The sequence below is a fragment of the cf. Phormidesmis sp. LEGE 11477 genome (assembly GCF_015207105.1).
Classification (GTDB): Bacteria; Cyanobacteriota; Cyanobacteriia; order Phormidesmidales; family Phormidesmidaceae; genus Phormidesmis.
Map to the genome: position 1 here is coordinate 1 of NZ_JADEXO010000035.1, position 25,194 is coordinate 25,194.

25 protein-coding genes and 1 pseudogene are annotated in these 25,194 nt (G+C 49.6%); 11 read left to right on the top strand and 15 right to left on the bottom strand.

Going from position 1 to position 25,194, the window contains the following annotated elements; translation table 11 throughout:
• The 3 genes and pseudogenes from IQ256_RS12105 to IQ256_RS30390 all read right to left on the bottom strand — a co-directional run.
• A pseudogene (locus tag IQ256_RS12105) lies at positions 1–307 on the bottom strand (phosphorylase); the annotation flags it as partial.
• Positions 308–420: 113 nt separating this feature from the next.
• On the bottom strand, positions 421–1,509 hold the full coding sequence (gene aroC / locus IQ256_RS12110) for a chorismate synthase (RefSeq protein WP_193855806.1): 1,089 nt from the start codon (positions 1,507–1,509) through the stop codon (positions 421–423).
• Between the two features lie 146 nt (positions 1,510–1,655).
• Positions 1,656–2,573, bottom strand: coding sequence for a M23 family metallopeptidase (locus IQ256_RS30390; protein WP_193855807.1), 918 nt, complete (start codon positions 2,571–2,573; stop codon positions 1,656–1,658).
• A 396-nt stretch (positions 2,574–2,969) separates the two neighbouring features.
• On the opposite strand from IQ256_RS30390, the gene IQ256_RS12120 reads away from it, so the two are divergent.
• Entirely contained in the window at positions 2,970–3,818 is an 849-nt protein-coding gene (locus tag IQ256_RS12120; protein WP_193855808.1) for an MBL fold metallo-hydrolase, read from the top strand.
• A gap of 81 nt (positions 3,819–3,899) precedes the next feature.
• On the opposite strand, the gene IQ256_RS12125 is transcribed toward IQ256_RS12120, so the two are convergent.
• Positions 3,900–4,352, bottom strand: a complete 453-nt coding sequence (locus tag IQ256_RS12125; RefSeq protein WP_193855809.1) for a hypothetical protein — start codon at positions 4,350–4,352, stop codon at positions 3,900–3,902.
• A gap of 154 nt (positions 4,353–4,506) precedes the next feature.
• Here IQ256_RS12125 and IQ256_RS12130 point away from each other — a divergent pair, with 154 nt between their 5' ends.
• Complete coding sequence (locus IQ256_RS12130; RefSeq protein WP_228024816.1) at positions 4,507–4,995, top strand: DUF1499 domain-containing protein; 489 nt, start codon at positions 4,507–4,509, stop codon at positions 4,993–4,995.
• Between the two features lie 29 nt (positions 4,996–5,024).
• On the opposite strand, the gene IQ256_RS12135 is transcribed toward IQ256_RS12130, so the two are convergent.
• Together IQ256_RS12135 and recA are read right to left on the bottom strand one after the other, a co-directional pair.
• The gene (locus IQ256_RS12135) at positions 5,025–5,837 is read right to left on the bottom strand and encodes a tetratricopeptide repeat protein (RefSeq protein WP_193855810.1); all 813 of its coding nucleotides are present in this window, start codon (positions 5,835–5,837) and stop codon (positions 5,025–5,027) included.
• Between the two features lie 301 nt (positions 5,838–6,138).
• Positions 6,139–7,275, bottom strand: a complete 1,137-nt coding sequence (gene recA / locus IQ256_RS12140; RefSeq protein ID WP_193855811.1) for a recombinase RecA — start codon at positions 7,273–7,275, stop codon at positions 6,139–6,141.
• Between the two features lie 462 nt (positions 7,276–7,737).
• Between recA and IQ256_RS12145 the strand changes: the two genes are divergently transcribed.
• From IQ256_RS12145 to IQ256_RS12155, 3 genes are read left to right on the top strand one after another with little or no spacing between them, the layout of a single operon-like run.
• Complete coding sequence (locus IQ256_RS12145; protein WP_193855812.1) at positions 7,738–7,932, top strand: hypothetical protein; 195 nt, start codon at positions 7,738–7,740, stop codon at positions 7,930–7,932.
• Between the two features lie 59 nt (positions 7,933–7,991).
• Positions 7,992–8,222: a hypothetical protein gene (locus IQ256_RS12150; protein ID WP_193855813.1), complete on the top strand. Its 231-nt coding sequence runs from the start codon at positions 7,992–7,994 to the stop codon at positions 8,220–8,222.
• The gene (locus IQ256_RS12155; protein ID WP_193855814.1) at positions 8,219–8,488 is read left to right on the top strand and encodes a type II toxin-antitoxin system RelE/ParE family toxin; all 270 of its coding nucleotides are present in this window, start codon (positions 8,219–8,221) and stop codon (positions 8,486–8,488) included. The genes IQ256_RS12150 and IQ256_RS12155 overlap by 4 nt, the downstream gene beginning before the upstream one ends.
• A 150-nt stretch (positions 8,489–8,638) precedes the next feature.
• Here IQ256_RS12155 and IQ256_RS12160 read toward each other — a convergent pair whose 3' ends face one another.
• The 5 genes from IQ256_RS12160 to malQ all read right to left on the bottom strand — a co-directional run bounded on the left by IQ256_RS12160 (position 8,639) and on the right by malQ (position 16,482).
• Entirely contained in the window at positions 8,639–10,534 is a 1,896-nt protein-coding gene (locus tag IQ256_RS12160; protein WP_193855815.1) for a glycoside hydrolase family 15 protein, read from the bottom strand.
• Positions 10,535–10,733: 199 nt separating this feature from the next.
• A complete protein-coding gene (locus tag IQ256_RS12165) occupies positions 10,734–12,245 on the bottom strand; it encodes a carotenoid oxygenase family protein (protein WP_193855816.1) in 1,512 nt (503 codons plus the stop codon).
• 9 nt (positions 12,246–12,254) lie between these two features.
• Positions 12,255–13,706: an ATP-binding protein gene (locus IQ256_RS12170; protein ID WP_193855817.1), complete on the bottom strand. Its 1,452-nt coding sequence runs from the start codon at positions 13,704–13,706 to the stop codon at positions 12,255–12,257.
• A 29-nt stretch (positions 13,707–13,735) separates the two neighbouring features.
• Entirely contained in the window at positions 13,736–14,797 is a 1,062-nt protein-coding gene (locus IQ256_RS12175; protein WP_193855818.1) for a DnaJ C-terminal domain-containing protein, read from the bottom strand.
• A 170-nt stretch (positions 14,798–14,967) separates the two neighbouring features.
• The gene (gene malQ, locus IQ256_RS12180) at positions 14,968–16,482 is read right to left on the bottom strand and encodes a 4-alpha-glucanotransferase (protein ID WP_193855819.1); all 1,515 of its coding nucleotides are present in this window, start codon (positions 16,480–16,482) and stop codon (positions 14,968–14,970) included.
• An 84-nt stretch (positions 16,483–16,566) separates the two neighbouring features.
• Here malQ and IQ256_RS12185 point away from each other — a divergent pair, with 84 nt between their 5' ends.
• The 3 genes from IQ256_RS12185 (at position 16,567) to glmU (ending at position 19,110) form a co-directional block, all read left to right on the top strand.
• The gene (locus tag IQ256_RS12185; protein WP_370623426.1) at positions 16,567–17,070 is read left to right on the top strand and encodes an NUDIX domain-containing protein; all 504 of its coding nucleotides are present in this window, start codon (positions 16,567–16,569) and stop codon (positions 17,068–17,070) included.
• 189 nt (positions 17,071–17,259) lie between these two features.
• Entirely contained in the window at positions 17,260–17,649 is a 390-nt protein-coding gene (locus IQ256_RS12190) for a RidA family protein (RefSeq protein ID WP_193855821.1), read from the top strand.
• Between the two features lie 90 nt (positions 17,650–17,739).
• Positions 17,740–19,110 carry a bifunctional UDP-N-acetylglucosamine diphosphorylase/glucosamine-1-phosphate N-acetyltransferase GlmU gene (gene glmU / locus IQ256_RS12195; RefSeq protein ID WP_193855822.1) on the top strand — a complete coding sequence of 457 codons (1,371 nt, stop codon included), beginning with the start codon at positions 17,740–17,742 and terminating at the stop codon, positions 19,108–19,110.
• A 228-nt stretch (positions 19,111–19,338) separates the two neighbouring features.
• Here the strand turns inward: glmU and IQ256_RS12200 are convergent, their stop codons facing one another.
• The 4 genes from IQ256_RS12200 to IQ256_RS12215 all read right to left on the bottom strand — a co-directional run bounded on the left by IQ256_RS12200 (position 19,339) and on the right by IQ256_RS12215 (position 20,647).
• Complete coding sequence (locus IQ256_RS12200) at positions 19,339–19,539, bottom strand: hypothetical protein (RefSeq protein WP_193855823.1); 201 nt, start codon at positions 19,537–19,539, stop codon at positions 19,339–19,341.
• A gap of 87 nt (positions 19,540–19,626) precedes the next feature.
• Positions 19,627–19,971, bottom strand: a complete 345-nt coding sequence (locus tag IQ256_RS12205; RefSeq protein WP_193855824.1) for a hypothetical protein — start codon at positions 19,969–19,971, stop codon at positions 19,627–19,629.
• The gene (locus IQ256_RS12210) at positions 19,965–20,315 is read right to left on the bottom strand and encodes a DUF5615 family PIN-like protein (protein WP_193855825.1); all 351 of its coding nucleotides are present in this window, start codon (positions 20,313–20,315) and stop codon (positions 19,965–19,967) included. The genes IQ256_RS12205 and IQ256_RS12210 overlap by 7 nt, the downstream gene beginning before the upstream one ends.
• Entirely contained in the window at positions 20,309–20,647 is a 339-nt protein-coding gene (locus IQ256_RS12215; RefSeq protein ID WP_193855826.1) for a DUF433 domain-containing protein, read from the bottom strand. The genes IQ256_RS12210 and IQ256_RS12215 overlap by 7 nt, the downstream gene beginning before the upstream one ends.
• A gap of 363 nt (positions 20,648–21,010) precedes the next feature.
• Here IQ256_RS12215 and fbp point away from each other — a divergent pair, with 363 nt between their 5' ends.
• The 3 genes from fbp (at position 21,011) to opcA (ending at position 25,123) form a co-directional block, all read left to right on the top strand.
• Entirely contained in the window at positions 21,011–22,078 is a 1,068-nt protein-coding gene (fbp, locus tag IQ256_RS12220; RefSeq protein WP_193855827.1) for a class 1 fructose-bisphosphatase, read from the top strand.
• A gap of 60 nt (positions 22,079–22,138) precedes the next feature.
• Positions 22,139–23,674, top strand: coding sequence for a glucose-6-phosphate dehydrogenase (zwf, locus tag IQ256_RS12225; RefSeq protein WP_193855828.1), 1,536 nt, complete (start codon positions 22,139–22,141; stop codon positions 23,672–23,674).
• 123 nt (positions 23,675–23,797) lie between these two features.
• Positions 23,798–25,123 (top strand): glucose-6-phosphate dehydrogenase assembly protein OpcA, encoded by a 1,326-nt coding sequence (opcA, locus tag IQ256_RS12230; RefSeq protein ID WP_193855829.1) that lies wholly within the window; start codon positions 23,798–23,800, stop codon positions 25,121–25,123.
• Positions 25,124–25,194: the final 71 nt, after the last annotated feature.

A 25,194-nucleotide genomic window follows, 5' to 3' on the forward strand; every position in this document is an offset into this window, starting at 1 on the left:
CGTTAAATTTGTTCAACAAACAAACATGCGTTGCGGAAATATCGGTTACATACAAATCCTGTTCGTACGGTAAAAATGGATTGGCGGGCGTCGTCTTCCCTTGCTGTTTTCGAGCTTTCTCTTTTCGAGATAGATTTGCCAGCACCCGTACCAAAAAACGAATGCTCTTTTCTTCTATATACTCGGCATCTGTTTCAATCGACTGTAGCGCCCCCGTATCTAGACCATGCTGAGTCTGTGCCTTCAGCTTTTGCCAAAGACTGCCTGCTTCCCACGCTTGTCTACCAACTGTCTGGTCTACTGGCATCTAGCTCACTTATGTCTGACTCACTTGCGTCTGACTCACTTGCGTCTGACTCCGTGTCTGATCCTACGTCTAAGTCTACTTAGCGAATTACTCAGGCGAATTACCCAAAGGCCTTATAGCGTACCGCACTGCGCCTGCTGTCGCATTAGATGATCGCACAAAACTAGCGCTACCATCGCTTCTACCATAGGAACTGCTCTAGGCAGCACGCAAGGATCATGTCGCCCTTTGCCAGCTAGCGTCGTTTCTTGTCCCGCATTGTCTACGGTTTTTTGTTCTTTGCGAATGGTGGCTGTGGGCTTAAAGGCAACGCGCAGCACAATATTCTCACCGTTGGAGATACCACCTTGGGTGCCGCCTGCCCTGTTCGTGCGGGTGCGAAAAGTGCCGTCTTCGCCGCGATACATTTCATCGTTGTGCTGACTACCGGTTAAAAAAGTGCCAGCAAACCCAGAGCCCATTTCAAAGCCTTTGGTCGCGGGTAAAGACATTGCCGCTTTCGCTAGATCGGCAGTGAGCTTATCAAAGACAGGTTCGCCTAGCCCTTTTGGCACCTGGCGAGCCACACATTCAACCACGCCGCCGATAGAATCTCCTTCTTTGCGAATCTGATCGATTCGCTCAATCATTTGCTCAGCGACATCCTGATTCGGGCAGCGAACGATGTTGCTTTCTACCTGCTCTAAAGTAACTGTGTTCGGATCGAGCGGGGCTTCGATGTCTTGAATGCGCTTAACGTAGCCAATAATTTCTACCCCGGCGGCCTGCTTGAGGATTTTGCGGGCGATCGCACCTGCGGCTACTCGGCCAATCGTTTCCCTAGCTGAAGATCTGCCCCCCCCTTGCCAGTTGCGAATACCATACTTCGCGTCGTAGGTGGCATCTGCATGCGATGGCCGATACTTTTTCGCCATCTCGTCATAATCTTGCGACCTGGCATCTTTATTTCGCACCAAGATTGAAATTGGCGTGCCCGTTGTCTTGCCTTCAAATACGCCAGATAAAATCTCGCAGGTATCTGTTTCTTTTCTAGGTGTCGTGATCCGGCTTTGCCCTGGACGCCGCCGATCGAGATCTTTTTGAATTTCTTCAGCCGAAATTTCTAGCAGCGGCGGGCAGCCATCAATGGTCACCCCTACCCCGCCTCCATGGGATTCGCCAAACGTTGTAATCCGAAAAAGCTGTCCGAAAGAGTTGCCCATAAGCCGCTACTAGGTGGGTGCGATCGCCGCACAGCCGCTGAAAAATCAATTTCGATCCTACCGTATTAAGAGAACAGCAGCCGGGCGATCGCATCAGGACAGCGCCAGCGCCTAATCTTTAGACATAGCGCTGTCCTAGTCAGTCATTAATCGGCTAGTTTCAAGAGCTGGCGCGGATTGATCGGCTGTTCATCTTTATAGAGGCTGTAGTGTAGATGTGGCCCAGAGGAGCGGCCCGTGCTACCGATATAGCCAATCACCTCTCCTCGACGGATGGACTGACCGATCTCGACATCTGCTTTCGACATATGAGCATACAAACTCTCGTAGCCATTCCCATGATCGATAGTTACGACAATGCCATAGCCGCCATTATGACCTGAGAGGGTAACGACCCCGTCGCCCGTTGCCACAATTTCCGCGCCGACAGAACCCACAAAGTCTATGCCCTCGTGCATCTCATAGCCACCGCCGCCGAAGGGGTTACTACGGACCCCATATTCAGAGGAAATGTCCACCTTGCCCAAAACAGGTATGCCACTGGGATAGGCTGCTTCTTTGGCGATCGCCTCTTCCACGGCAGGCTTAATTTGAGAGTCCAGCGTTCGGTCAAGTGTAGGAACCTGCTGACGTACGCTCTTCAATAGCTCAAGCGAATCAATCGCCAAAGCCGGACCGCCTCTAGGTGGCAAATCTTCCTGACTAACTCGGTCTGCATTGCTTCTACTAAGGCTCTGAGCAGCTGACTCTGACTCAGCGCCTGCCCACTCTCGCAAGTCTTCAATTTCCTCACCGAGCGAATCTACTTCTGCTTTGACTTCAGAGGCGATCTTATCTAGTTCCTGATTCTCTTCGTTCAGTTTTAGATTGTTCTTAGCGAGAGACAGACAGACAGCACCTAGAGATACTGTCGGAATGCCAACACACAGCAGCGTTAGAAGAACTCCTTTTAGCGGCGTGACTGTGATTCCCCGGCGAGCGCTGCTGCTGAAAATTCGGGTGTTTCTGATGTTTCTGGTTCGTAGCTTCTGGCGCATGAATGGTTGAGCAACGTCTGTTTGCACAGCGCTGTTACAAAAATACGATCAGCTTTTCTTTTCTTTACAACTCAAAAAGTATACGGGGATCGCGGAGTCAACTGGTTGACACTTTTAGTTTTTTGTATGTCTTGCTACAAACCCATAAGTAAAAGAAAAGACAGTCAAAACCTTCTCAAGATATGCGTTCTCTCTACCTTTCAATATATTTTTAACGATGGAAAATTCTCTGATCCCCAGCTCGTGGCAAATAGACAGAATTTATCCATGTATCTAAAGCTACCTCGTCAGTCGGTATAGGTACTTATTGACAAATCCGCGCTGATACAAAAAATAATTCGCAAAAGCTACCTAAAGAAGCTAGACGGCTCTCATCAAAATTAGTCACACTAAAAGGGTTGCGCTCACGTCCTATAGAAATTTATGAAGCTAACTTGGTTCGATGCAAACACTTGGCTGATCGAAGCGGCTGGTAAACGAGTTCTAATAGATCCTTGGTTTGTAGACGATTTAACTTTTGGTGATTTGCCGTGGCTAGTGCGCGGTATCAAGACCGATCCGCCGCCGATACCGGGCGAGATCGATTTGATCTTGCTGTCACAAGGTTTAGCTGACCATGCCCATCCTCCAACGCTCAAGCAGCTAGACAAGTCAATTCCTGTGATGGCCTCGCCTGATGGTGCCGCTGTTGCCGAGTCGCTAGGATTCAGACAGGTCACTACCCTCACTCATGGAGAGTCAGCCGCATTGTCTGATGGAACGGTGAAGGTTCAGACTTTCATAGGCGCGATTGTCGGTATGAATAAAAAAGAGAATGCCTACGTACTGACTTTCAAGGCGAATGCGTCTAGCTCAACAAATGGCTCTAGCTCAAACGGTGCTCATACAGACGAAGCTGATTCAGACAGAACGCTATATTACGAGCCCCATGGCTACCCTGACACTAAGCATCTGAAAGAGTTAGGCCAAGTTGATGTCGCGATCGCGCCTATGGCCAACATCACACTAATGGGACTAGCGCCTGTCGTTCGAGGTGGAGAGGTCGCCTTGCAGCTCGCTGAGCTGTTGCGGCCCCAAGTAATGCTGCCAACAGCCGAGGCGGGAAAGGTGACTTACGACGGTCTGATCGCAGGGGCAATCAAAGCTGCGGGTGGGGTAGATGAGGTGCGATCGCTACTAGCTGCTAAGGGACTGAAAACGCAGGTGATTCAGCCAGTGTCGGGTGAGGCAGTAGATTTGACATTGCAGCGAACAGTACAGGCGGGAGCGTAGGGTAGATTTGTAACCGCCTTTCAGCAAGACGCCTTTCAGCAAACCGCCATCAAGCAGAAAGATAGATCGAGAATGGTCGCACTAGGGAGTTGGAGATGCGGGGACTTGGGAAGAGTTTGATTCGTCAAGCGGCAGGGGCGAAGCAGTCGGTGCTGGCGATGAAGACAACAACGGCTTTAATTCTGCAATTACCTGATCTTGCTCTTGGCGTAAGGTTTCTAGGCGATTGAGCAATTGATTGATTTGGGCCTGCTTGGTTTCAGGGTTGGTGGTGATCTGTTTCCACAGGCGCTGACTGAGCATTAGCGGCAGCGTCAAGATAAAGCGTAGGCTAGCTTGGATAGTTCTTTTGACCAGGTCAGCGGCTAGTTGAATCAAACCGATGCTCAGCAAGAGAGTAATCACAGCCCAGATAGGATGGGATATGGCTACTGTGATCAGCCGCTGTAGCTGAACAGCCAGGTTTCCTAGGGTCTCTAGAGAATCGGGTAAGTCAATCCACGGCAGTGCTAAAAGCTGTTTTTCTAACCCCATAACCTCATCCGTACGCTTATTTGCAAACGTATAGCAGAATACGCGCAAGAGAATTTATAGTCTTGCAATTGAACACATACCCTATCTTAAGGAGTACGCAGTTATCGTGAGTTTTGTTTTGTCTACTTTTTTTACAATTGCCTTATCGATACTGATGGTTCTAGGCAGTCCGATGGTTACGCAGGCGGCAGCGTTCTCTGATGTGGCCGTATTGCCCGGCTTAAAAGGCGTCTTTACAGGCGATCGCCCCAGCGATATAGGGATCACCAATGGCCAGCTAGCAGACTGTCCGACGACGCCAAACTGTGTGATGAGCCAGAGCGTGGATGAAGAACATGCGATCGCACCTATCACCTACACAGGTGACTTAGAAACTGCAAAGGCAAACATCGTCGATATCCTCAGCGTGGTTCCTCGAACCAAAATCATTGAGGAAACAGAGCGTTATATTTTGGCACAATCTGAAAGCCGACTGATGGGCTTTGTTGACGACACTGAATTCTACTTTCCAGCAGATGAGAACGTGATTCAAGTCCGGGCGGCTGCACGCATGGGTGAATCGGATCTAGGCGTCAATCGTCGTCGGATTGAGCAGATTCGACTTGCCTTAGCTGATCTTGCGCGGCGAAAGTCATCTGATTAATAGTTAGTTCTATTGGTTATTTCTAATAGTTAGTTGGCAGCTGCAGGCGTTTCTATCCTAGCCGCTGCTTGATAGGCTGATTCTGCTGCCGACTGCTGTCCTAGTTTGGTAAGAGCACTGCCCATTCTTCGATAGGCATCAGCGTAATTACTGTCTAGTCGAATGGCAGACTGGTAAGCGGTGATCGCCTCTTCCCAGCGCTCCTGCCGGTCTAGAGCCGCGCCTAATCGATAGTGCCATTCGGGATGATTCGGTTCAAGCTGGGCTGCTGCTTGCAATAGGCCAACTGTATGATCAAACCGATGTAGGGTGCAGATAGAACCCAAACCCAGCTTTTTGGCAAACGCATAGTCTGGATCGATGGTCAGCGCTGTGGCAGCCGCTTCCATAGAAGCCTCGAACTGATACTGTGATTGCAATGTGTTCGACAGGTCGCAGTAGGCGGCTGCATCGTATAGATACAGATCGACGGCGGCACGTAGGATAGTGTCCGCCTCGCTGTGTTTGGCCTGGGCACCTAGAGCGGTGGCTAGATTGTAGTGGGCGATCGCATTTCTTTGATTTAGCTGAATCGATTGCCGATAGGCCGTTTCTGCCTCTGCAAACCGACCCTGCTCTGCTAGCGCCAAACCTAGATAGTAATAGCCAGCCGAATTGTCGGGCACCTGCTGAACCATCTCTCGCCAGATCGATTCAGCTCGCCTAGCGTCAAACACCGCTGCGGCAGTCCCCTGCTGAAATAGTTGATAAACAGATTGAAGCTGGGCCTGATTCTGGGTCTGCGCTCGACTGGCCGAAGAAACCCCGCTCCAGATCAGTAGGGCAAGAACACTAGAAGCCATCAAACGCATGGATAGTAAGGGGAGAACAACTGTTCCCACCCTACTCAGTAGAAATGCGTACGAGAATAGGCTTGCCTAGTCATCAATATCACTTTAGAGATGACTTACAGCTTCTTTATCAGCAATAATTCTTGATAGCAAGATGGCTACCTCATCCATAGGTTAGCTGCGCCTAGGCAGAGCTATCACCAAACTAACCTCAACGCAGCGGTGTGTAATTCTACGTACTATAGCTTTCCGCGCTTTGCTATGTGAACCCATTGCCTTCTACGGGTATCTATAAAGTTACTTCTTCGCCAGGTTACTTCTTTGCTTTGCTGCGGCTGCTTCTCGTTTTAGTAGCCTTCACGGCTTCCGTTTCAGCCTCAGTCGCCTCGGCAGCGACATCGACTTCTTTCGGTGGTACAACCACGCTCTCTACCTCGGGCTCGATGGGAATAGCTTCTGGCTTAATCTTCTCCATCACCTGCGCTTTCACCTTGGCTGCAAACTCAGGATCTTCCTTCATCCGAATAATGGTATTGTCGCGGCCTTGGGCTACGTTATTGCCTTCGTAGCTGTACCAGGCACCTTTACGCACTACAATCTCATGCTCTTCAGCAATATCTAGCAAGCAGCCCAGAATAGAAATACCTTCGCCAAAGATAATATCGAACTCAGCAATGCGAAAAGGCGGTGCTACCTTGTTTTTGGCAACTTTTACCTTTACGCGGATACCAAATTGATCGTTGCCTTTCTTCAGCGTTTGAATTCGGCGAATGTCTAAACGCACGGAGGCATAGAACTTGAGCGCATTACCACCCGTGGTAGTCTCTGGGTTGCCGTAGGTGACGCCGATCTTTAGACGGAGCTGGTTGAGAAAGATAACGGTGCATTTCGATTTGCCAATGTTGCCAGTAATTTTTCGCAGTGCCTGACTCATCAACCGGGCCTGAAGACCCATATGCGAGTCGCCCATTTCACCTTCGATTTCGGCGCGAGGAGTGAGGGCTGCAACCGAATCGACAACGATTAGATCAACTGCTGAAGAGCGCACAAGCTGATCGCAAATTTCTAGGCCCATTTCGCCGGTATCGGGCTGAGAGATCAGCAGATTTTCGACATCGACGCCTAGATTAGCTGCATAGTACGGATCGAGAGCATGTTCTGCATCGACAAAGGCCGCTACCCCACCCTGACGCTGAATTTCGGCGATCGCATGCAAAGCCAGCGTCGTCTTACCCGAACTCTCCGGGCCATATATCTCAATTACTCGGCCCTTGGGCAGGCCACCGCCCAACGCCATATCTAGAGTCAGTGCGCCAGTGGGAATGGTCTCTACCTGCATACGGCTAGCTTCGCCCAACCGCATGATGGAGCCCTTACCAAAGTTGCGCTCAATTTGGCTAAGCACAGAAGTTAGGGCTTTTTGCTTTTCAGAAGAGGCGTTAGCAGCCATAAGGAGTTCCGCAGAGTTGTTTTGATTGAAGTTAAAAAAGTTAGAAGGCTTGTGAAGTTAGCCAGATGTGAACTTAATTTAGGTGAAATTCGTTATACTAATTTTAGTACACCTGAACTAAATTGACATCTCTAAAACATATATCTCTGAAATATATATCGGTGGGTGACGGCTGTGCCGCTCGAAGGTGTCTAAGCCTAACGTAATCTACATCTTTATCGCATAGAGTCAATCTATAGATAAATTCGAGATGAACCCAGGGAGGAAATTGAGGCAGTCAAGCGCTGATCTTGAGATGCTGATGGGATGTTGAGCTTAGCGTAGAGACCTAGAGATCGGGTTTCTGACATTGGGCTTCTACAGATAGGTTCTTGTAGACAGGTTCTGGGTACAGACAGGTTCTAGGTACTAGCTTCTATTCGCGGCGACCTGCGCGACATCAATTTAGGCATCCGTTTAACTATGCAATACTGTCAACTCGTCGATATCTTGACCCAGCCTGATTGGGTAATTGCGATCGCCCGCACGGAACTCGGCTATCGCTGCTGGGTTTTCACCCCAGATTTTACAGTTCTAGACGATGGCGAAGTCCACCCCACCCGAGAAGCCGCCGCCCAATCTGCTCGTGGATTGATCATCGATTCTAGAGAGTATTGATGTCTGTGATAGAGTCGCAGCTATATTAAGTCACAAGTTAACTTTTAGAGCTAGAAAAGATGGTCAGCAATACTATTGAGTACACAAGAGACTCAGAAGGCAAGCTGAGGGCTGTGGTTATCCCGATTGACCTTTGGGTGAAAATTTTCCCTGATGCTGCTAGTTCAGTAGAAGACGTTGCTGAAGGTCTTGAGGACTACTGTTTAGGCAAAGCTATGGACGAAGCCGCTGAAACACCCTTGTTGGGTATAGAGGAAGCGGTGGCCTTTTTGGAGCAAGGCAGCGATTGAAAGTTGCGTATAGAAAGCTTTTCCTAAAGGATCTGCAAAAGCTGAAAAGGCAGCCAGTTTACAAACTTGTCTATAAACTAGCCTTTGAGACTATACCAAAAGCGCAATCGCTTGAGGAACTGCCCAGCATCAAGGCATTAAGTGGGACAACCAATCGATATCGCCTGCGCGTAGGTAGTTATCGGATAGGTATTGAAACTACAGAGCAGGGGGTAGAGCTGTTTAGAGTTTTGCATAGGAGGGAGTTTTATCGTTACTTTCCGTAGCTATCTGAAGATGTTCTATCCGGCGATGAGTACGCCACCGACAGCAATCTGAATCTATCGCCTTGGCTTTTAGACTGCGACAAATTTTCAATTAAGGATGTTGATTAGGTCTGCACTCTCATCAAATACATTTCTGGCTGGACGCCGTGCCTATTGCCCTAGTGCTTCACTAAGGTTCCAGGCGGCGCTGATCAGCGCAATGTGGGTGAAGGCTTGCGGAAAGTTACCGAGACCTTCTCCGCTAGTGCCAGTTTCTTCGGCATATAGTCCTACATGGTTCGCATAGGTAAGCATCTCTTCAAAGATTCTTCTAGCTTCGTTCAGCAAGACGGGATTAGCAGAGCCAGCTCGGGTTAGGGCTTCTACCAACCAGAAAGTACAGAGGTTGAAGGTGCCTTCTTCGCCTTCTAGTCCGTCGCTCGATTCACCGTCAGAATTTAGCGGATTATAGCGATATACCAGGCTGTTTGCGGTCAAACCACCTTCTCTTGGTGGCTTTCTCACTGCTTCGATGGTGCTCAGCATCTTTGGATCGCTAGCCGACATGAAGAACACCAGCGGCATAATTAAGCAGCCTGCGTCTAGGTCTTTTTCACCATAGGCTTGGACAAAAGCGCCTCGTTCTTCATCCCAACCTTTTTCTAGGATCTCTTCAAAGATTTCATCTCTCACGGTTTGCCAGCGCGAGCGATCGGCAGGGAAAGATCGCTCTTCTGCAAGGCGCAGCGCCCGATCAACCGCGACCCAGCACATCAAACGAGAATAGACATGATCTTTCGCACCGCCTCTCGACTCCCAGACGCCTTGATCCTGGCGCTGCCAGTTGTCGCAAACCCAGTTAGTCAAATAGCGCAGATGCGTCCAAAAAGAATAAGAGATAAATTCTCCATACTTGTTGTAGAGATAGACAGAATCCATCAGCTCGCCACAGATATCTAGCTGTAGCTGATCGTAGGCACCGTTGCCGATACGTACAGGACCAGACCCTTTGTATCCTTCTAGATGGTCTAGGTGTTCTTCTTCGAGGTCCAGCTCACCATCTATGCGGTACATAATTTTCAGACTACCGCCCTCTCCTAGCTCCTGACAGCGAGCCTCTAGCCAGCCCATGAAGGCTCTTGCTTCTTCTGTGAATCCAATTCGAATCAGGGCATATACCGTAAAGGCGGCGTCGCGAATCCAGGTGTAGCGATAGTCCCAGTTGCGCTCACCGCCAATCTGTTCTGGCAGGCTGGTGGTAGGGGCGGCGACTATTGCGCCGGTAGGCTCGTAGGTCAATAGCTTTAGTGCCAGCGCCGAACGCTCTACTCGGCGTCTCCAGCGTCCGGTGTAAACGCACTGAGATAGCCAGTTTCTCCAGTAATCTGTCGTTTCATGAAAGAAGGTTTCAGCAGTCTGCTCAAGGTCGTCGAACTGCTCGCTTGAGGCTGCTTGCCCAGCGGGGCGAAAAATGAAGACGGCGTTTTCACCTTCTTTGAGAGTAAATTCGGCAAAAGCCCCTTTATCGTTCTTTTGAAGGGGGACGTCGGTAATCAGCTCAAAGTACTGACATTCGACTTCATCAGAATCATCGTTGGGATCGAGCGGACGAGTGTCTTTGCAGGGGTTGCGATCGCAGACAAAAGTCATCCCGTTATCAATTTCCTTAGTCTGGTGCGTAGCGCGGCCATAGTCAAAGGCCGGATAGCATTCGGCCCTGAAGGTGATTTCTCGGCGAACAGTGCGGACCTGACGAATGATCCAGTTACGCATATGAGAATTGCCAAGCGGCATAAAATCAACCACTTCTCCTACGCCGCAGTCACAGAGAAAGCGAGTAACTAAGATATTGGTCTCAGGGTAGTAAAACTGTTTGTGGTGATCGTTTTCTACTAGCGACTCAATTTTGAAATGGCCTCCCTTTTCAGCATCCAAAATAGAGCCGAAGATGCTAGGAGAATCGTGGCGAGGATGACAGAACCAGTCGATCGATCCATTTAGCCCAATTAACGCAGTAGTCCGCATGTTACCGATCAGGCCGTAGTCTTCGATTGGCTGGTATTTCACTAATTTTTTGCCGACAGCTAGGCTGCCAGAACGCAACTTCGACCTTATACTAAGACAATTTTTGGGCCGACTTTTGAGATTTTTATAAGATCTTCGACAGTTCTGTGACTCGACAGGAGCAAGTTCTGTCTTTGAACATAGCTTCTATAGCGTTTCTCACTTGGCTGAAGTCATAATCTTAGGTTAGAAGCCTGACCGCCTAAGACGATTGCCAAGTGCCATGAAATCCAATTGGAATTACACCTGGTAGAGCCAAGCGACAGACGGGTTCACCGAGCCCCTTAGCCTCAAAAATCCACAGCTCGCTGCGGCTATCTACTGAGTTGTAGACCACCATCAAAAGCCAGCCTTCTGAAGCATTCTCTGCTGTTTGCCCGTCTGCAACATGTAGCGGTTCGCTGCCGTAAATACCAGTGCCTAGATCTGCCTGGGTTAGCTGCTGCGTTTTATAGTCAAATCGACCTACCGCGCCGAACCAGTCTTCGCCAGTTTTGACGCCTTCACGGTGCATCAGCACGTAGGTTTGCTCCCACGGCTGGCCCACCTTGCTATCGGGCACTTGAGGAAATTCACAGTCTCGCTCTACCACGCACTCATGGCTCAATACGCGGCCCGTCTTTGGATCTAGCCGAAGCTGCCAAAGCCTGCCGTATGCCTGGGTTTTCATCCGCCCAGAGGGCACTTCTCTTAGGACTTCGTTGATATGGGTAAAGTCGTCAAACCGAGCATAGTCTAGGCGAATGCTGCCGTCTGCTTCTGTGCAGCCGTTGCCATAGTGCCACTGAAACCACGGATCAGCGTAGCTATCAGAAACAATTTCTAAGCTCTCGCGCGCTACAACGATAATGCGCGTTCCTTGGTTTGGGTCCCATTTCACTGCGTCGGCATAGGCGAGCTGGTTCAACAGCAGCGGCAGCGGGTTCACTTTTACCGGTGAAACCAGAAACACTAGATACGGTCCGGCGATGACAAAGCTGTGGACTAACGGGATGTTTTTGAGCGCGATCGCCTGCTGCTTGATCAGCCCGCCGCTAGCGTCACATCGATAAATCGATAGCTCACACAGAGAATTCACGCCGATACTATAAATTTCACCGCTGATTGGATCTCGTAAAGGGTGAGCAGAGAAGGGCTGAGTGGGCTTCAACCAGCCTAAAGACTCCATGCCGATAGTTTCTAGCGTCTCTAGATCTAGGCTGTGAGGATTACCCGCCTCCCACAGCGCTAGCAGTTTGTCTTCTAAAGCGAGAACAGATGTGTTGGCTGAATTTTTGATGGTGGTGCCGTTGAACAAGCCCAACATGTGCTTCCACAAAGGGCCGGGCGATCGCATCCCATAATTGCCAAATAAAAACCGATCTGCTTTGCTCTCTGCTTTGTATCCCGTTGTTTGCACGTAGCGGTAAGTGGCCTTTGCCCCAGCCGCTGAGAGCTGCACTCGTAAAATTGCGCCATCGCCATCAAACCAGTGGCCCACGGGCTGTCCACCTCGTTCTAATCGCCCGGTACCGTTTTGATAGAACGTTCCTTGCAGTCCTTCAGGAATCCGACCAGCTAGAACTTCTAAATCAGTCGGTGGAAACTCTTTGGCGGGCTTGGCGAAGGCCCCATGCCAAGGCTGCGGTTCGCGCTTATAGACTGTTTCATCGCCGATTGCACTATCAGCCGTCTCGGTAGCGGCAGCCGAACTAGTCAGCGAGGATGAAGTCATAGCGGCAGCTCAAGATTGGGTTGGCAACACCAGTGTAAAAGCTACGAAGCCGGGTTGAGTGCTATCTAGATACAGATCGCCTTTGTGCGCTCTCGCAATTTCTCTAGCCAGGCTTAGCCCTAGACCAAAGCCTTCTCTTTTGCGGTTGCGAGAAAGATCGCCGCGATAGAATCGATCAAAGATGCGATCGCGATCTTCATCAGGAATGCCCCTAGATGAATTGGCCACGTTAATCTCGATTCTCTTTCCTATTTCTTTGCCTGTGATCGCCAGCCATCGGTTGGCTGTACCTTCTGGAAGATTGTATTTGATCGCATTGTCAATCAAATTTTGCAGCACCTGGGTGAGTAGGTCGCGATCGCCCTGCACATTCAGTTCTGTTATTAGATCCACTTTCACTAGCAAATCGGGCGCTAGCAATTCCACATCCTCTAGCAGCAAGGTCAAAATCTTGCCGATTTCTACCCGGTTCTGACGCAGACTCATCTGCCCAGCGTCCGCTAATGACAGCAGCAACAGCTTTCTTACGATCGTACTTAGCCGTGACACCTCATCCATTAGCTGGCTTAAGCTCTGCTGCAGATCAGATCCAGGCTCAGCCTGCTGCATCACCCGCTCTAGCTCACCTCGCAGAATTGCCAGAGGCGTTTTCAGCTCATGCGCCGCATCACCACTAAAGCGAGAAGACTGCTTAAAGCTACGGGCTAAGCGAGTCAGCATTTGGTTGAATACTTCGATTAACTCAACAAATTCCACATCGCTGCTGCCTACCGGAACTTGCTGATCTAGCCCGGTTGCCGTCACCTGCTTGATAGCACCAGTGAGCTTGTTGACTGGCTTCAGAGCGCTACCCGAGAGCACCCAAGCGCCAATCGCAATCAACAGCGTTGTTCCTGGAATCGCCACCAGAAAAATATTGCGAATAACGGTCATGTCTTGATCAATCGTTTGTAGACTGACGGCAATGACACCTCTACCCGCTTCAGAATGCACAACGCCTACTCGCCAGCTACCTGTAGCGGTATTACTTGTCAGCACGGTTTTGGCACTGCTGCTGCGAAAGGTAGCAGCTCCTGCTGCTACGGCTGCGGCGATGTCGTCAGCCAGCCTGCCACCCACCGTCTTTACCAGCTCGTCTGTGTCCAAGGGTTCATCACCCAACTGGGCACCTCTGACAGAATAGTGCTGCGTATTACCCTGCGAATCGGTGGCTAGCAAAATAATAGATGTGCCGCTCTGCGTTTCAATTTCACTGGGCAGCTCTTGGCTAAAGCTTTGAAACCAGTCAGGCGATCGCACCACCGTCATCTGCTGCAGCTGTTCTCTGAGTTTGGCGCTCAAGCTGCCGATCTTGGCCACATAGATCAACCGCCAAGCCACAAAAGTGAAGCCAATCAGCGCGCTACCTGCTAGCGCGACAGAAAGTAGAGCAATGCGAATGCGGAAGGATTGAAGCTGCACCAGAAACCGATGCCTCTACGATTTAATACTTACAGTTTTATATTAGAGATTTCTGCTCTAGGATCGCTTTGGCGGCTGTCTTTGATCTGCTCATACAAAGATCTTTCTTTCTCACTCAATTCTTTAGAAGGCGTGATCACTACTTTGACTAGCTGATCACTGCGGCTAGCACCTTTTTTCTTCGGCCATCCCTTGCCGCGCAGCCGTAGAGACTGACCTGATTTCACCCCAGCTGGGATGCTCACTGTAACGGCACCGTCTGGCGTTGGCACTTCCACCTTAGCCCCTAGAACGGCTTCATCGGGCGCAATCGGCACTTCACACACTAGATTATCACCGTCGAACTGAAAAAAGCTATGGGATGCAATCTCAACGGTTAGATAGACATCTCCACGCTGCTGCGTCTGGGGATTTCTTGCCCCTTTCCCTTTTAGCCGGATCTTACTACCTGGCTTCACACCCGCCGGAATTCGAACCTTTACCGACTCGCTACCAATGCTAAACCGCTTTTCCACACCGTGAAATGCCTCAGACATCGTTAGCTTTAGCTCGGCGGTTTGGTCATACAGTCCTCGGCTAGATGAAGCGCCGCTGGCTGTCCTAGGATCAAAGCCAAAGCCACTGCTGCCAAAGCCACTAGTATCAAAGCCTGCACTGCCAAAGCCACCAGTACCGGGCCTCGCCTGATAGCGCGTCTGTGTCCGCGCACCGCCAGGGCCACCTGCTCCACCAAAGCCGCTTTTACGACCTAGCAGCTCAAAAATAAATTCTTCAAAACTACCATACGAGCCAAAGTCAAATCCGCCCGCACCGCCAGGAACACCGCCCCCTGGAACGCCGCCCCCCGCTCGGCTAGCCTGCTGCCAATACTGTCCAAACTGGTCGTATTTCTTACGCTTGTCCGAATCCGAAAGTACCTCGTAGGCTTCGCTGACTTCCTTGAACTTGGCTTCAGCTGCCTTATTGTCTGGGTTGACATCCGGGTGGTACTTTCTCGCCAGCTTGCGAAACGAACGCTTAATTTCGGCAGCCTCTGCTGTTTTACTAACCCCTAAAATGGCGTAGTAGTCTTTAAAGTCAGTTGCTGCCATACGAATTTTGCTCTCTTGCTCACTAAACTTTCTTCAAGCTCAGCGTAGCAAAGCCCATCCGGTTTAAAGGTTCGGTTTTCTGGTTCGGGTGATCCGGTCTTTCTAACCATCAAGCCAGCTCCATAAAGATAACGCCACGAAAGCAGTACCACCCAAACAGCAAAGAAGACTTAAGCCGAAGGCTGGTCGCGAGCTCGTCCGTAAAGCTCAGTGAGATCTTTCAAATACGTCTTGAGCGTGGGCGTGAGCATTGCTTCTGAATAACGCCAGCCCCAGTTACCTTCACCGACACCAGGCGTATTCATTCGAGCCTGAGAACCTAAGCCCAGGATATCTTGCATGGGCACAATTGCCTGATTCGCAACCGAGCTCATGGCCAAGCGAATAATGCCCCAGTGAACCGAGATCGGATCGAAAGCGCCTAGATAAGTCGCTATTCTTTGTTTCTCAAAGTCGCCGGCTTTTTCGTACCAGCCGACGGTAGTGTCGTTGTCATGAGTGCCTGTATAAATCAGAGAGTTTTGACTGACGTTGTATGGCAAGTAGGGATTGAGATGGTCGGAGCCAAAGGCAAATTGAAGGATCTTCATGCCTGGAAAATCAAAGCGATCGCGCAACGCCTCGACCGCCTCATCAATCAATCCCAAATCTTCTGCCAAAAAAGGCAGTTGACCCAAGTCCGCTTCTACCTTTTCAAAAAACTCTATTCCTGGCGCTTTAACCCATTCACCGTGCATTGCCGTATCTTGTCCTTCAGGTACGGCCCAAAATGCTTCAAACCCTCTGAAGTGATCGATCCGAATCAAATCGACAAAGCCTAGTAGCGACTGAATTCGCCGCATCCACCAGTCAAAGCCATCCGCCTGCATCACTTCCCAGTTGTAAGTAGGGTTGCCCCAGAGCTGACCTGTCTCACTAAAGTAATCTGGCGGCACCCCGGCCATCTGAGAGGGCTGCCGTGTCTCTGGATCTATCATGAACTTTTGGGGATAGGCCCACACATCAGCGCTGTCATGCGCGACGTAGATAGGCATGTCACCTACAATCTGAATACCGCGCTGGTTAGCGTAGGTTTTGATCGCGCACCACTGCCGATAAAACTCGAACTGCATATATTCGTGAAAGAAGATATCGGTCGCCAGATCGACGCGGGCTCGGTTGAGCGCATCAGCATCGCGACCTGCTACAGCATCATTCCACTCAGACCATGGCACTCCACCGTTAGACCCCTTGAGAGCCATGAACAGCGCATAGTCATCTAGCCAGCTAGCCTGCTCTACCCTAAACCGGCTGAATGCTGCCTTCGTCTCCTCACTAGCGGCCTGCTTAAAGCGCTCCGCCGCCTTCCACAGTAGCGATAGCTTGAAAGCACTGACTTGGTCATAATCCACCCTATCAATCGGGAAAAACTGAGACGGCATCAGCTCATCGGTATGCAGCAGTCCTTCCTCTTGCACCCTGTCTAAGCTAATCAGCATGGGATTTCCCGCCATCGCTGAATAAGACATGTAAGGCGAATTCCCATGACCTGTAGGCCCTAGCGGTAGGATCTGCCACAGCGTCTGCTGAGTCGCCTCTAGAAAGTCAACAAATTCATACGCATGTCGGCCTAGATCCCCAATCCCAAATCGGCCTGGGAGCGAGGTAGGATGTAGCAAAATGCCGCTAGCTCTGGGAAAAGACATTAGGTAGTTTGTAAGGATTGCTCAGACTCTATCACGGGTAGATATCAGCGAAACTCTGCTTTTTGAAATAACTGTGAAGGAAGGATGAGAGAATGCTTGAATCCCTATGCAACTGTTCTTACCACTGCGGTTATGGCCTACAGAAATCCTGCGCCTACGGTCGATTTGATCATCGAAATGGTCGATCGTCCTCATCGTCCTATTTTGCTAATTGAACGGCTGAATGAACCTTACGGGTGGGCGCTACCGGGTGGATTTGTAGACTACGGCGAGTCAGTAGAAACTGCCGCTAGGAGAGAGGCTAAAGAAGAAACCGATCTATCCGTCACGCTAATTGAGCAGTTTCAGGTATATTCCGACCCGGCCAGAGACGAACGTCAGCACACACTCAGCATTGTCTTCATCGCGACTGCTACAGGCCAGCCGACCGCCCAAGACGATGCTAAAAGCTTGACGGTTGTCAGCCCCTGGGAAGTACCGTCAGAATTATGCTTCGATCACGGCAAAATTCTGCAAGACTACTGGCGCTACCGTCACTATGGCCATCGGCCTAGATTGCAGAGTGCCTCTAACGATCTAGAGACATGAATAGAGACGACTTGAACAGAGAGATTTGGACGTTAGCCCACTCGATTTTTATGCGGATCGAATTTAGCGCCAAGTAGCGCTCAACCCTATAGAATTGTTCCGTGATTCTGGCCTAATCGAGGATTCTTATCTAACCGAGCTGGCTCCATTAACCCTATTAGTTGGCTGACCCCAAAAGTGCAAAAAACCGTGCGAAAAATCATTCAGACAGACCGAGCGCCTGCCCCTGTCGGGCCTTACAACCAAGGCATCGTAGCTACTGGCGCTATGCTCTTCGTAGCTGGCCAAATTCCGTTAGATGCCAAAACTGGCGGGCTAGTGGGATCGACAGTTGGAGAGCAAACCGAAAAATCTCTACAAAATCTAGCCGCTGTTGTTGAAGCCGCGAATTCAGATTTTTCTCAGGTGGTCAAGACAACCGTGTTCCTGAAAGATATGAACGACTTTGCGGCCATGAACGAAGTCTACGCCAAGCACTTTGATAGTGAGACTGGCCCTGCAAGAGCCTGCGTGGAAGTGGCTAGATTGCCAAAAGATGTGCTGGTAGAAATTGACTGTATCGCTGTAGTGACGGGTTAACTGTCTTTGATGACCGGCCTTGGTTACTGGCTTTGATTGCTGACTTTAATGACTGGCGCTAACTACTAGAGGAAACGTAAGAAGGGAAATATGACTGATTCACTTGCGATCGCAATTCTAGCGGCAGGCAAAGGCACCCGAATGCGCTCGTCCCTGCCCAAAGTGCTGCACCGTCTTAGCGGCCTGACGCTAGTAGAAAACGTCATCGCCAGCACTAGCCTAGTAAACCCTACCCGTAAGATCGCGATTGTGGGCTACGCCGCCGAGCAAGTGAAGACGACCTTAGCCGCTGTTCCCAATCTGGAATTTGCCATGCAAACCGAGCAGCTAGGCACAGGTCACGCCGTGCAGCAGGTGATCCCGTCTTTAGAAGGCTTCACAGGGAACTTGCTGGTGCTCAATGGCGACGTGCCCCTGCTAAAGCCAGAAACCATTAAAAATATGGTTGAGACCCATATAGAACGTGGAAACGCAGCGACTATCTTGACCGCGCAGATAGCAGATCCAACGGGCTATGGCAGAGTGTTCTGTGACGATAGCCTCATCGTTCAAGAGATTATTGAACATCGAGACTGTACAGATGATCAAAGAGAAAATAATCGCATCAACGCAGGTATCTACTGCTTTAGCTGGTCAGCGCTGATGACTATCTTGCCGCATCTCAAGGCAGACAATGACCAGCAAGAGTACTATCTCACTGACGTGATCAAAGACCTCTCTCCTGTGATGGCGGTTGATGCCTCGCCTTCAGAGATTGCAGGTATCAACAACCGCAAGCAGATGGCAGAAGCAGAAGCGGTAATGCAAAAGCGCATCAAAGACGAGCTGTTACTCTCGGGAGTCACGTTAATTAATCCTGAGAGCATCACTATCGACGCCACAGTCACTGTAGAGCCGGATGTAATTATTGAGCCGCAAACTAACTTGCGGGGACATTCCGTGATTAGAACAGGCTGTCGAATTGGACCGGGCAGCCTGATCGAAGACAGCACTATTGGTAAAAATACAACAGTTCTTCATTCTGTTGTAACTGACAGTGAAATAAGGCCGGGTGGCAGAGTTGGGCCGTTTGCTCACCTGCGTGGGCAAGCCCAAATTGGAGAGAATTGTCGAATTGGCAACTTTGTTGAGGTGAAGAAATCGACTGTAGGGGCTAATAGCAACGCTGCACATCTCTCTTATATTGGTGATGCTGAGCTAGGGAGTCAGGTGAACGTAGGAGCGGGAACGATCACGGTGAACTACGACGGCAAAAATAAGCATAAAACGGTGGTGGGCGATCGCGCCAAAACCGGCGCTAACAGCTGCCTAGTTGCCCCCATCACCATCGGCGAAGACGTTACCATTGGCGCAGGCTCAGTGCTCACCAAAGATGTAGACCCTGACTGCCTCGTTTTTACCCGGACTCCGCAAAAATCTATTCCTGGCTGGAAACCAAAATATCTTAGACAAGAATCATAGCCTTGCCGACATTCAACAGCAGACAAAGAGCGTAATGGCCAGCCCACACATTTGCTAGACGATTTTTTCTTTATCCGAAAGACCTCGTCTCCGAAAAACTGCTATTTCTCTGCTAGCTGTGGTAACCAAAGCTAACCACTCTTTACACTCCTTGAGGTCATCGAGTCTCCAAGTGCTTGGAATTTCTTGATAGACACTTTCTAGAAAGTTGTGAAAGCGCTTGATCGCCTACAGCTCTTCAGCGCTGAACACTGGCTCATCATAGAAATCAAAACTATCTTCATCCGTGTAGTCATACCACATCTCGATAAGTTCATCAGTTCCGATTGCTTCAACAGTTCCTTTGTTAGCGAATGCATCAAGAAGCTCAATAAATCGGTTCCTCAGTCTTTGCCTCAGAAGAGTATCAGAAAGCTCGGATTCGATCATAAAAAACTTGCCATGAAAAGCTTCTTATCCAAAAATGTCATCCAATAAGTGAGGCATACATGACTCGAAGACTTCGCTGGTATGATTCTAAATTAATTCAACCTCCGCCCACCGAATTTCAGGCATGAGGAAGATCAATTCGCCAGAATGGTTCCATACCGAGCAATTTGAATTAACCTGAGTCCAACCAGCCTGCGGTTGGGAAACCAAAGTACTATAAACCGACTGCACATCTTCCGAGATATAAAACTCAAAACTAAAGTATTTAGGAATTTTCCAATATTGAGTAGAAGCAGTTCCTACGCAGGATTTGTACTCTAAAAGCTTGCTCAAAAGGTTTCTTTGCAGAATTGTTGCCTGAATTTTATCTTTGCACTTTGCATATAGACGAATATTCAACTTCATTTTTACGCCTTCGCCGTGCTTCACCACGGGAGATACTGGATTTGATCTTCTATCTCTCCCTCCTTACTACACTCTACAAATATGAGAATATCTTCAATGACCCGCCCAACCAGAGCATTTGTGCTGACTTCGATTACTCCTGGCATAGTCTGACGGGCCTTGACTCTGTCGTAGGCATAGCGAGTGATCGTAGTGACATCATGTGTTAACAAGATGCGCCCTTCCTGTGCTGCCCACTCTAAGATGGTTGGATCATCCTTACCCGATAGGCCAACATCTTGTACGCGAACGATATCTAGTATCGAGTTACGGCGAAGTAAGCCTCGAATAATCGTATTGTCAAAGTTCTCATCAGCGAGAAAGCTCAGCATATTTCTTGCTGCGTTTTGCGAGCAAGTAAGCGATCACGTAATCCCTGTGGGTCAAACCGCGCTTGATTCATTGCTCGAATCTCCGTCGATTGCTGCTGCCGCTGTTGCAAATAGGCTTCTACTTCTAGCTGGTGATTCAAGTAAAAGGCAATTGTGGCATAGACATCAGCTAGCTTCAGCGATGGATACCGACAAACAATCTCCTCTGCCGTCGTGCCTTGCTTGAAGACAGCGACTACAGTATCTAATGTAACGCGAGTATTTCCGACAAGAATCACACCATCTTTACTAGTACTTAAAGGAGTAGGCTCAGCCACGATCGTCAGGGTCATAAGCGCCTTCGCATTCACTATCTTGGATTCTAGCAAATATCTATATAGCTCAATTCTATATAGACCAATGACTATTTTAGGCCATGCTATGCAGCAATTGACTCTATCCACAACAACACGACATCAGGCAAAAAGCAATGAACTGTCTTTAGCCATGTATCTCAATGCACAGAAAAATTGCGTGTAATCTTAGAGATTAATGAGTTTATGAGCATTTCTGTAAAGAAAAATATCTATTAAAGACGCTTTCTATAGTTGATCTAAAGGTTGATTCTGAACCCATTTTGTTTTCTTAGTATGTAAGCGGGAAAGCCTACTTAAATAGGCTTGTATATTTGGCTGAAGACGAAAGAGGATGTTTTGATGACAAACGCACAGACTTATCAGCCGACCGTGGACGGTGCAATCGGGCGAGACAGCATGACGCTATCCCAACACGTATTGCAGCAGCTCCAAAGCTTTGGCCCAGACGCGCAGGATCTTAGCGCTTTGATGAATCGAATTGCCTTCGCCGGCAAGCTCGTTGCCCGTAGGCTCACCCGCGCCGGACTAGTAGAAGATGCTTTAGGCTTCACGGGTCGTACAAACGTGCAAGGTGAATCCGTCAAAAAAATGGACGTGTATGCCAACGATGTCTTTGTTTCGGTTTTTCAGCAAAGCGGTCTGGTTTGCCGACTGGTTTCTGAAGAGATGGAAGATATTTACTACATGCCTGAGAACTGCCCCATCGGTCGCTACACGCTGCTCTACGACCCGATTGATGGTTCTTCAAATGTAGATATCAACCTCAACGTTGGCTCTATCTTCGCCGTGCGCCGTCAGATCGGAGACGATCTGGATCAAACCGGTAGCGACTTGCTGACCCATGGCCGCGACCAAATCGCCGCAGGTTACATCCTCTATGGACCTAGCACTGTACTGGTCTACTCTATTGGCAAAGGCGTACATGCCTTCACCCTCGATCCCAGCCTCGGGGAGTTCATTCTAGCCAGCGAGAATATTCAGATTCCTCAGCACGGGTCTAACTACAGCGTCAACGAAGGGAACTTTTGGCAGTGGGATGATCCCTACCGCGACTACATCCGTTACATGCATCGACATGAAGGCTACAGCGGTCGCTATAGCGGTGCGCTTGTAGGTGATTTCCACCGTATCCTGATGCAGGGGGGTGTGTTCCTTTACCCTGGTACCATCAAAAATCCGCAAGGTAAACTCAGACTGCTCTACGAATCTGCGCCTTTAGCTTTCCTGGCCGAACAAGCTGGCGGAAAGGCCACAACTGGTGAGCAAGCGGTTCTAGATTTTGTACCAAATGAACTGCACAAGCGCACACCGCTAATCATCGGCAGTCAAGAAGACGTACAGCTAGTAGAATCTTTCATTCAAGAGCGTAAAATAGAGCGCCCACCTGTTCCTAGTAGCGTCGCCTAGTACCAAATTCCTGACAACCTCTCTTTTACCCACAACTCTTTTATCTCTTCTTAGTTCACTATGGTCTCTCTCCTCGAAAACCCTCTTCGCGTCGGCCTTCAACACGATAAAATTCCTGCTCCTCAGATCCTGACTATCTTCGGTGCTTCGGGCGATCTCACCCAGCGAAAGCTTGTCCCGGCTCTCTTTCAGATGAGGCTAGAGCGCCGCCTACCCCCTGAACTGACCATTGTCGGCGTCGCCAGACGTGAGTGGAGCCATGAATTTTTCAGAGAGCACATGGAAGAAGGCGTGCGAGAGTTCGGTGGTGGCCTTGATGGTAGTAACCAAGCAACCTGGGATAAATTTGCTCAAGGGTTATTCTATTGCCCTGGCAATATCGACAAGCCAGAAGACTATCAAAGACTGAAGCAGTTTCTAGCAGAGCTAGATGAGAAGAGACAAACTCAGGGTAATCGTACTTTCTATTTATCTGTGGCTCCTCGGTTCTTTGCAGAAGCCGCGCAGCAGCTAGGCCACGCGGGCATGCTAGATGACCCTAATAAGCAGAGACTCGTCATTGAGAAACCCTTTGGCCGAGATCTTGCCTCTGCCCAGTCGCTCAACTACAAGGTGCGTAGCGTCTGCAAAGAAGAGCAGATCTATCGGATCGATCACTACCTCGGCAAAGAGACTGTACAAAATCTATTGGTTTTCCGCTTTGCCAACGCTATTTTTGAACCCTTGTGGAACCGTCAGTTTGTCGATCACGTTCAGATCACGGTTGCAGAAACTGTCGGGCTAGAAGGACGAGCTGGCTACTATGAAACAGCAGGTGCGATTCGCGATATGGTGCAAAATCACCTCATGCAGCTCTTCTGTCTGACCGCAATGGAAACCCCAAATTCACTCGATGCAGTCAGCATTCGCAACGAAAAAGTGAAAGTGCTGCAGGCAACTAGGCTAGCCAATGACGCCGACCTATCGCAGTGCGCGATTCGAGGGCAATATTCTTCTGGCTGGATGAAAGGGGAAGAGGTTCCTGGCTATCGCAGCGAAGAGGGTGCGCCTGAAGAGTCTACGAACCACACATTTGCTGCCCTGGAGCTGCGGGTTGATAACTGGCGCTGGCAGGGTGTTCCTTTTTACTTGCGTACGGGTAAGCGTCTGCCTAAGAAAGTCTCAGAGATTTCTATTCACTTCAAGACAGTTCCTCATCTGATGTTTCAGTCGGCTGCCAAACAAATGAATACCAATATCTTAGCGCTGAGGATTCAGCCCAACGAAGGGGTAGCGATGCGATTTGAAGTGAAGACGCCTGGTTCTTCTTTAAGAACGCGCTCTGTAGATATGGACTTCCGGTATGATGCAGCCTTCGGTAAGCCCAGTACGGATGCCTATAGCCGCTTACTCGTGGATGCAATGCTAGGCGATCAAACGCTGTTTACTCGTGGGGACGAAGTAGAACAATCCTGGAGAGTGCTGACACCGCTATTGGAAGTGTGGGATGCCCCAGCCCCACCCGATAGTATTGCCCTGTATGAAGCTGGCACCTGGGGACCGATTGAAGCAGAGCTGCTATTGAACAAGAGTAACCGCCGCTGGAGAAGGCTCTAGCCTTAAATAGATTGAAGAGTTCTTTCTAAAACCACTCCTTTTCTATAATCGCTATTCTAGAGACCTATTTCTAGAGACCTAAGTACGAGACTATTCCTAACACAACCACTTCTTAAAAGACTAATGGCAACTTCTCTTCTAGCGCTACAGAAACCTAAGGACATCTCCCTTGATGAGATTGAAACAGAGCTACGTAATATCTGGCGGGTTCAGGACGATGGCGGCTCTGCGCCAGTTGCCACTAGAGCCACGACTTTCACATTAGTAGTGTATGAGCCAGATGAGATTCAGCAGCTGCTAGCGACGCTGGGTTACTATGATGGTGAAATTGACGGCTCTCACGGCGCTGATACTAGAGAAGCGATCCTAGCGGCACAAAAAGACTTCGATTTGCGAATGAGCGGGCGAGTCGATACCGAAACCCTAGCAAGACTTAGATCAGAAGTTCGTCAATTGCCCGAGGAACGGCTACAGTTCAAAAACGACGATGTTCGCGGCTACAGCTTCAACTCGCTAGCAGCCCAAAATCCCTGTCGAGTGATTACGCTATGTCCTACCTTTGGTGATGATGAGGGCGTTAGCGCTCAAGTCTCAGCCTACTGCCCAGTTCAAAAAAGCCAGAGTAGCAATCTGGTTTGCTGTGAGTACATTACTTTACGGGGCACTAAAGAAGCCTTGGAGCGGGTGAGCGATCTAGTAGAGTCTTTGGTGGTATCAGATCTCCCTAAATTTATTTGGTGGAAGGCAACGCCAAATCCTGAACAAATTCTGTTTCAAAAACTAGCGATTACTAGCAGTTGTTTGATATTGGATTCGAGCTATTACGGTGATGCAGAGTCTGAAATTTTGAAAATTCAGAGCCTGGTGAACGAACAGACGAATATTGCTGATCTAAATTGGTATCGGCTAGCCCCTTGGCAGGAGCTGACGGCGGAAGCGTTTGACCCACCGGAGCGACGCATGGCACTTACAGAAGTTGATCGTGTGGGAATTGATTATGAAAGGGGTAATCCGGCACAGGCGCTTATGTTCTTGGGCTGGCTGGCAAGTAGGTTAGATTGGCAGCCGGTTGCGTACGAGAACGAAGGAGGCGATTACGACCTAAAGCGTATTCGCTTCAAAAGTGAGAGCGGTCGCGAGATTCAAGCGGAGCTAGCGGCGATTCCAGTGGCCAATCCGGGCGAGGTCTTAGGAGATCTAACAGGTGTCCGTCTAGAATCGACTAACCACGATGCCAACTGCAACACTATTTTGTGTTCTGAAACAGCAGGCTGTATGCGGATGGAGTCTGGTGGTAGCGCGCAGAGCAGCCTGGTAGAAGAGGTGACATCGCTTTCTGACCAGCGCTCAGATCTTTTACTAGAGCAGCAGCTACAGAGCTGGGGCGAAGATGTGCTGTTTGAGGAGAGCCTAGCGGTGACCTCTGACATCCTGGAGCTAACAAACTAAGGAACAGCAACTATCAACAAAAGCCCGCGCATCTCGTCTTTTTTAACTAAGATGCGCGGGAACATATATAT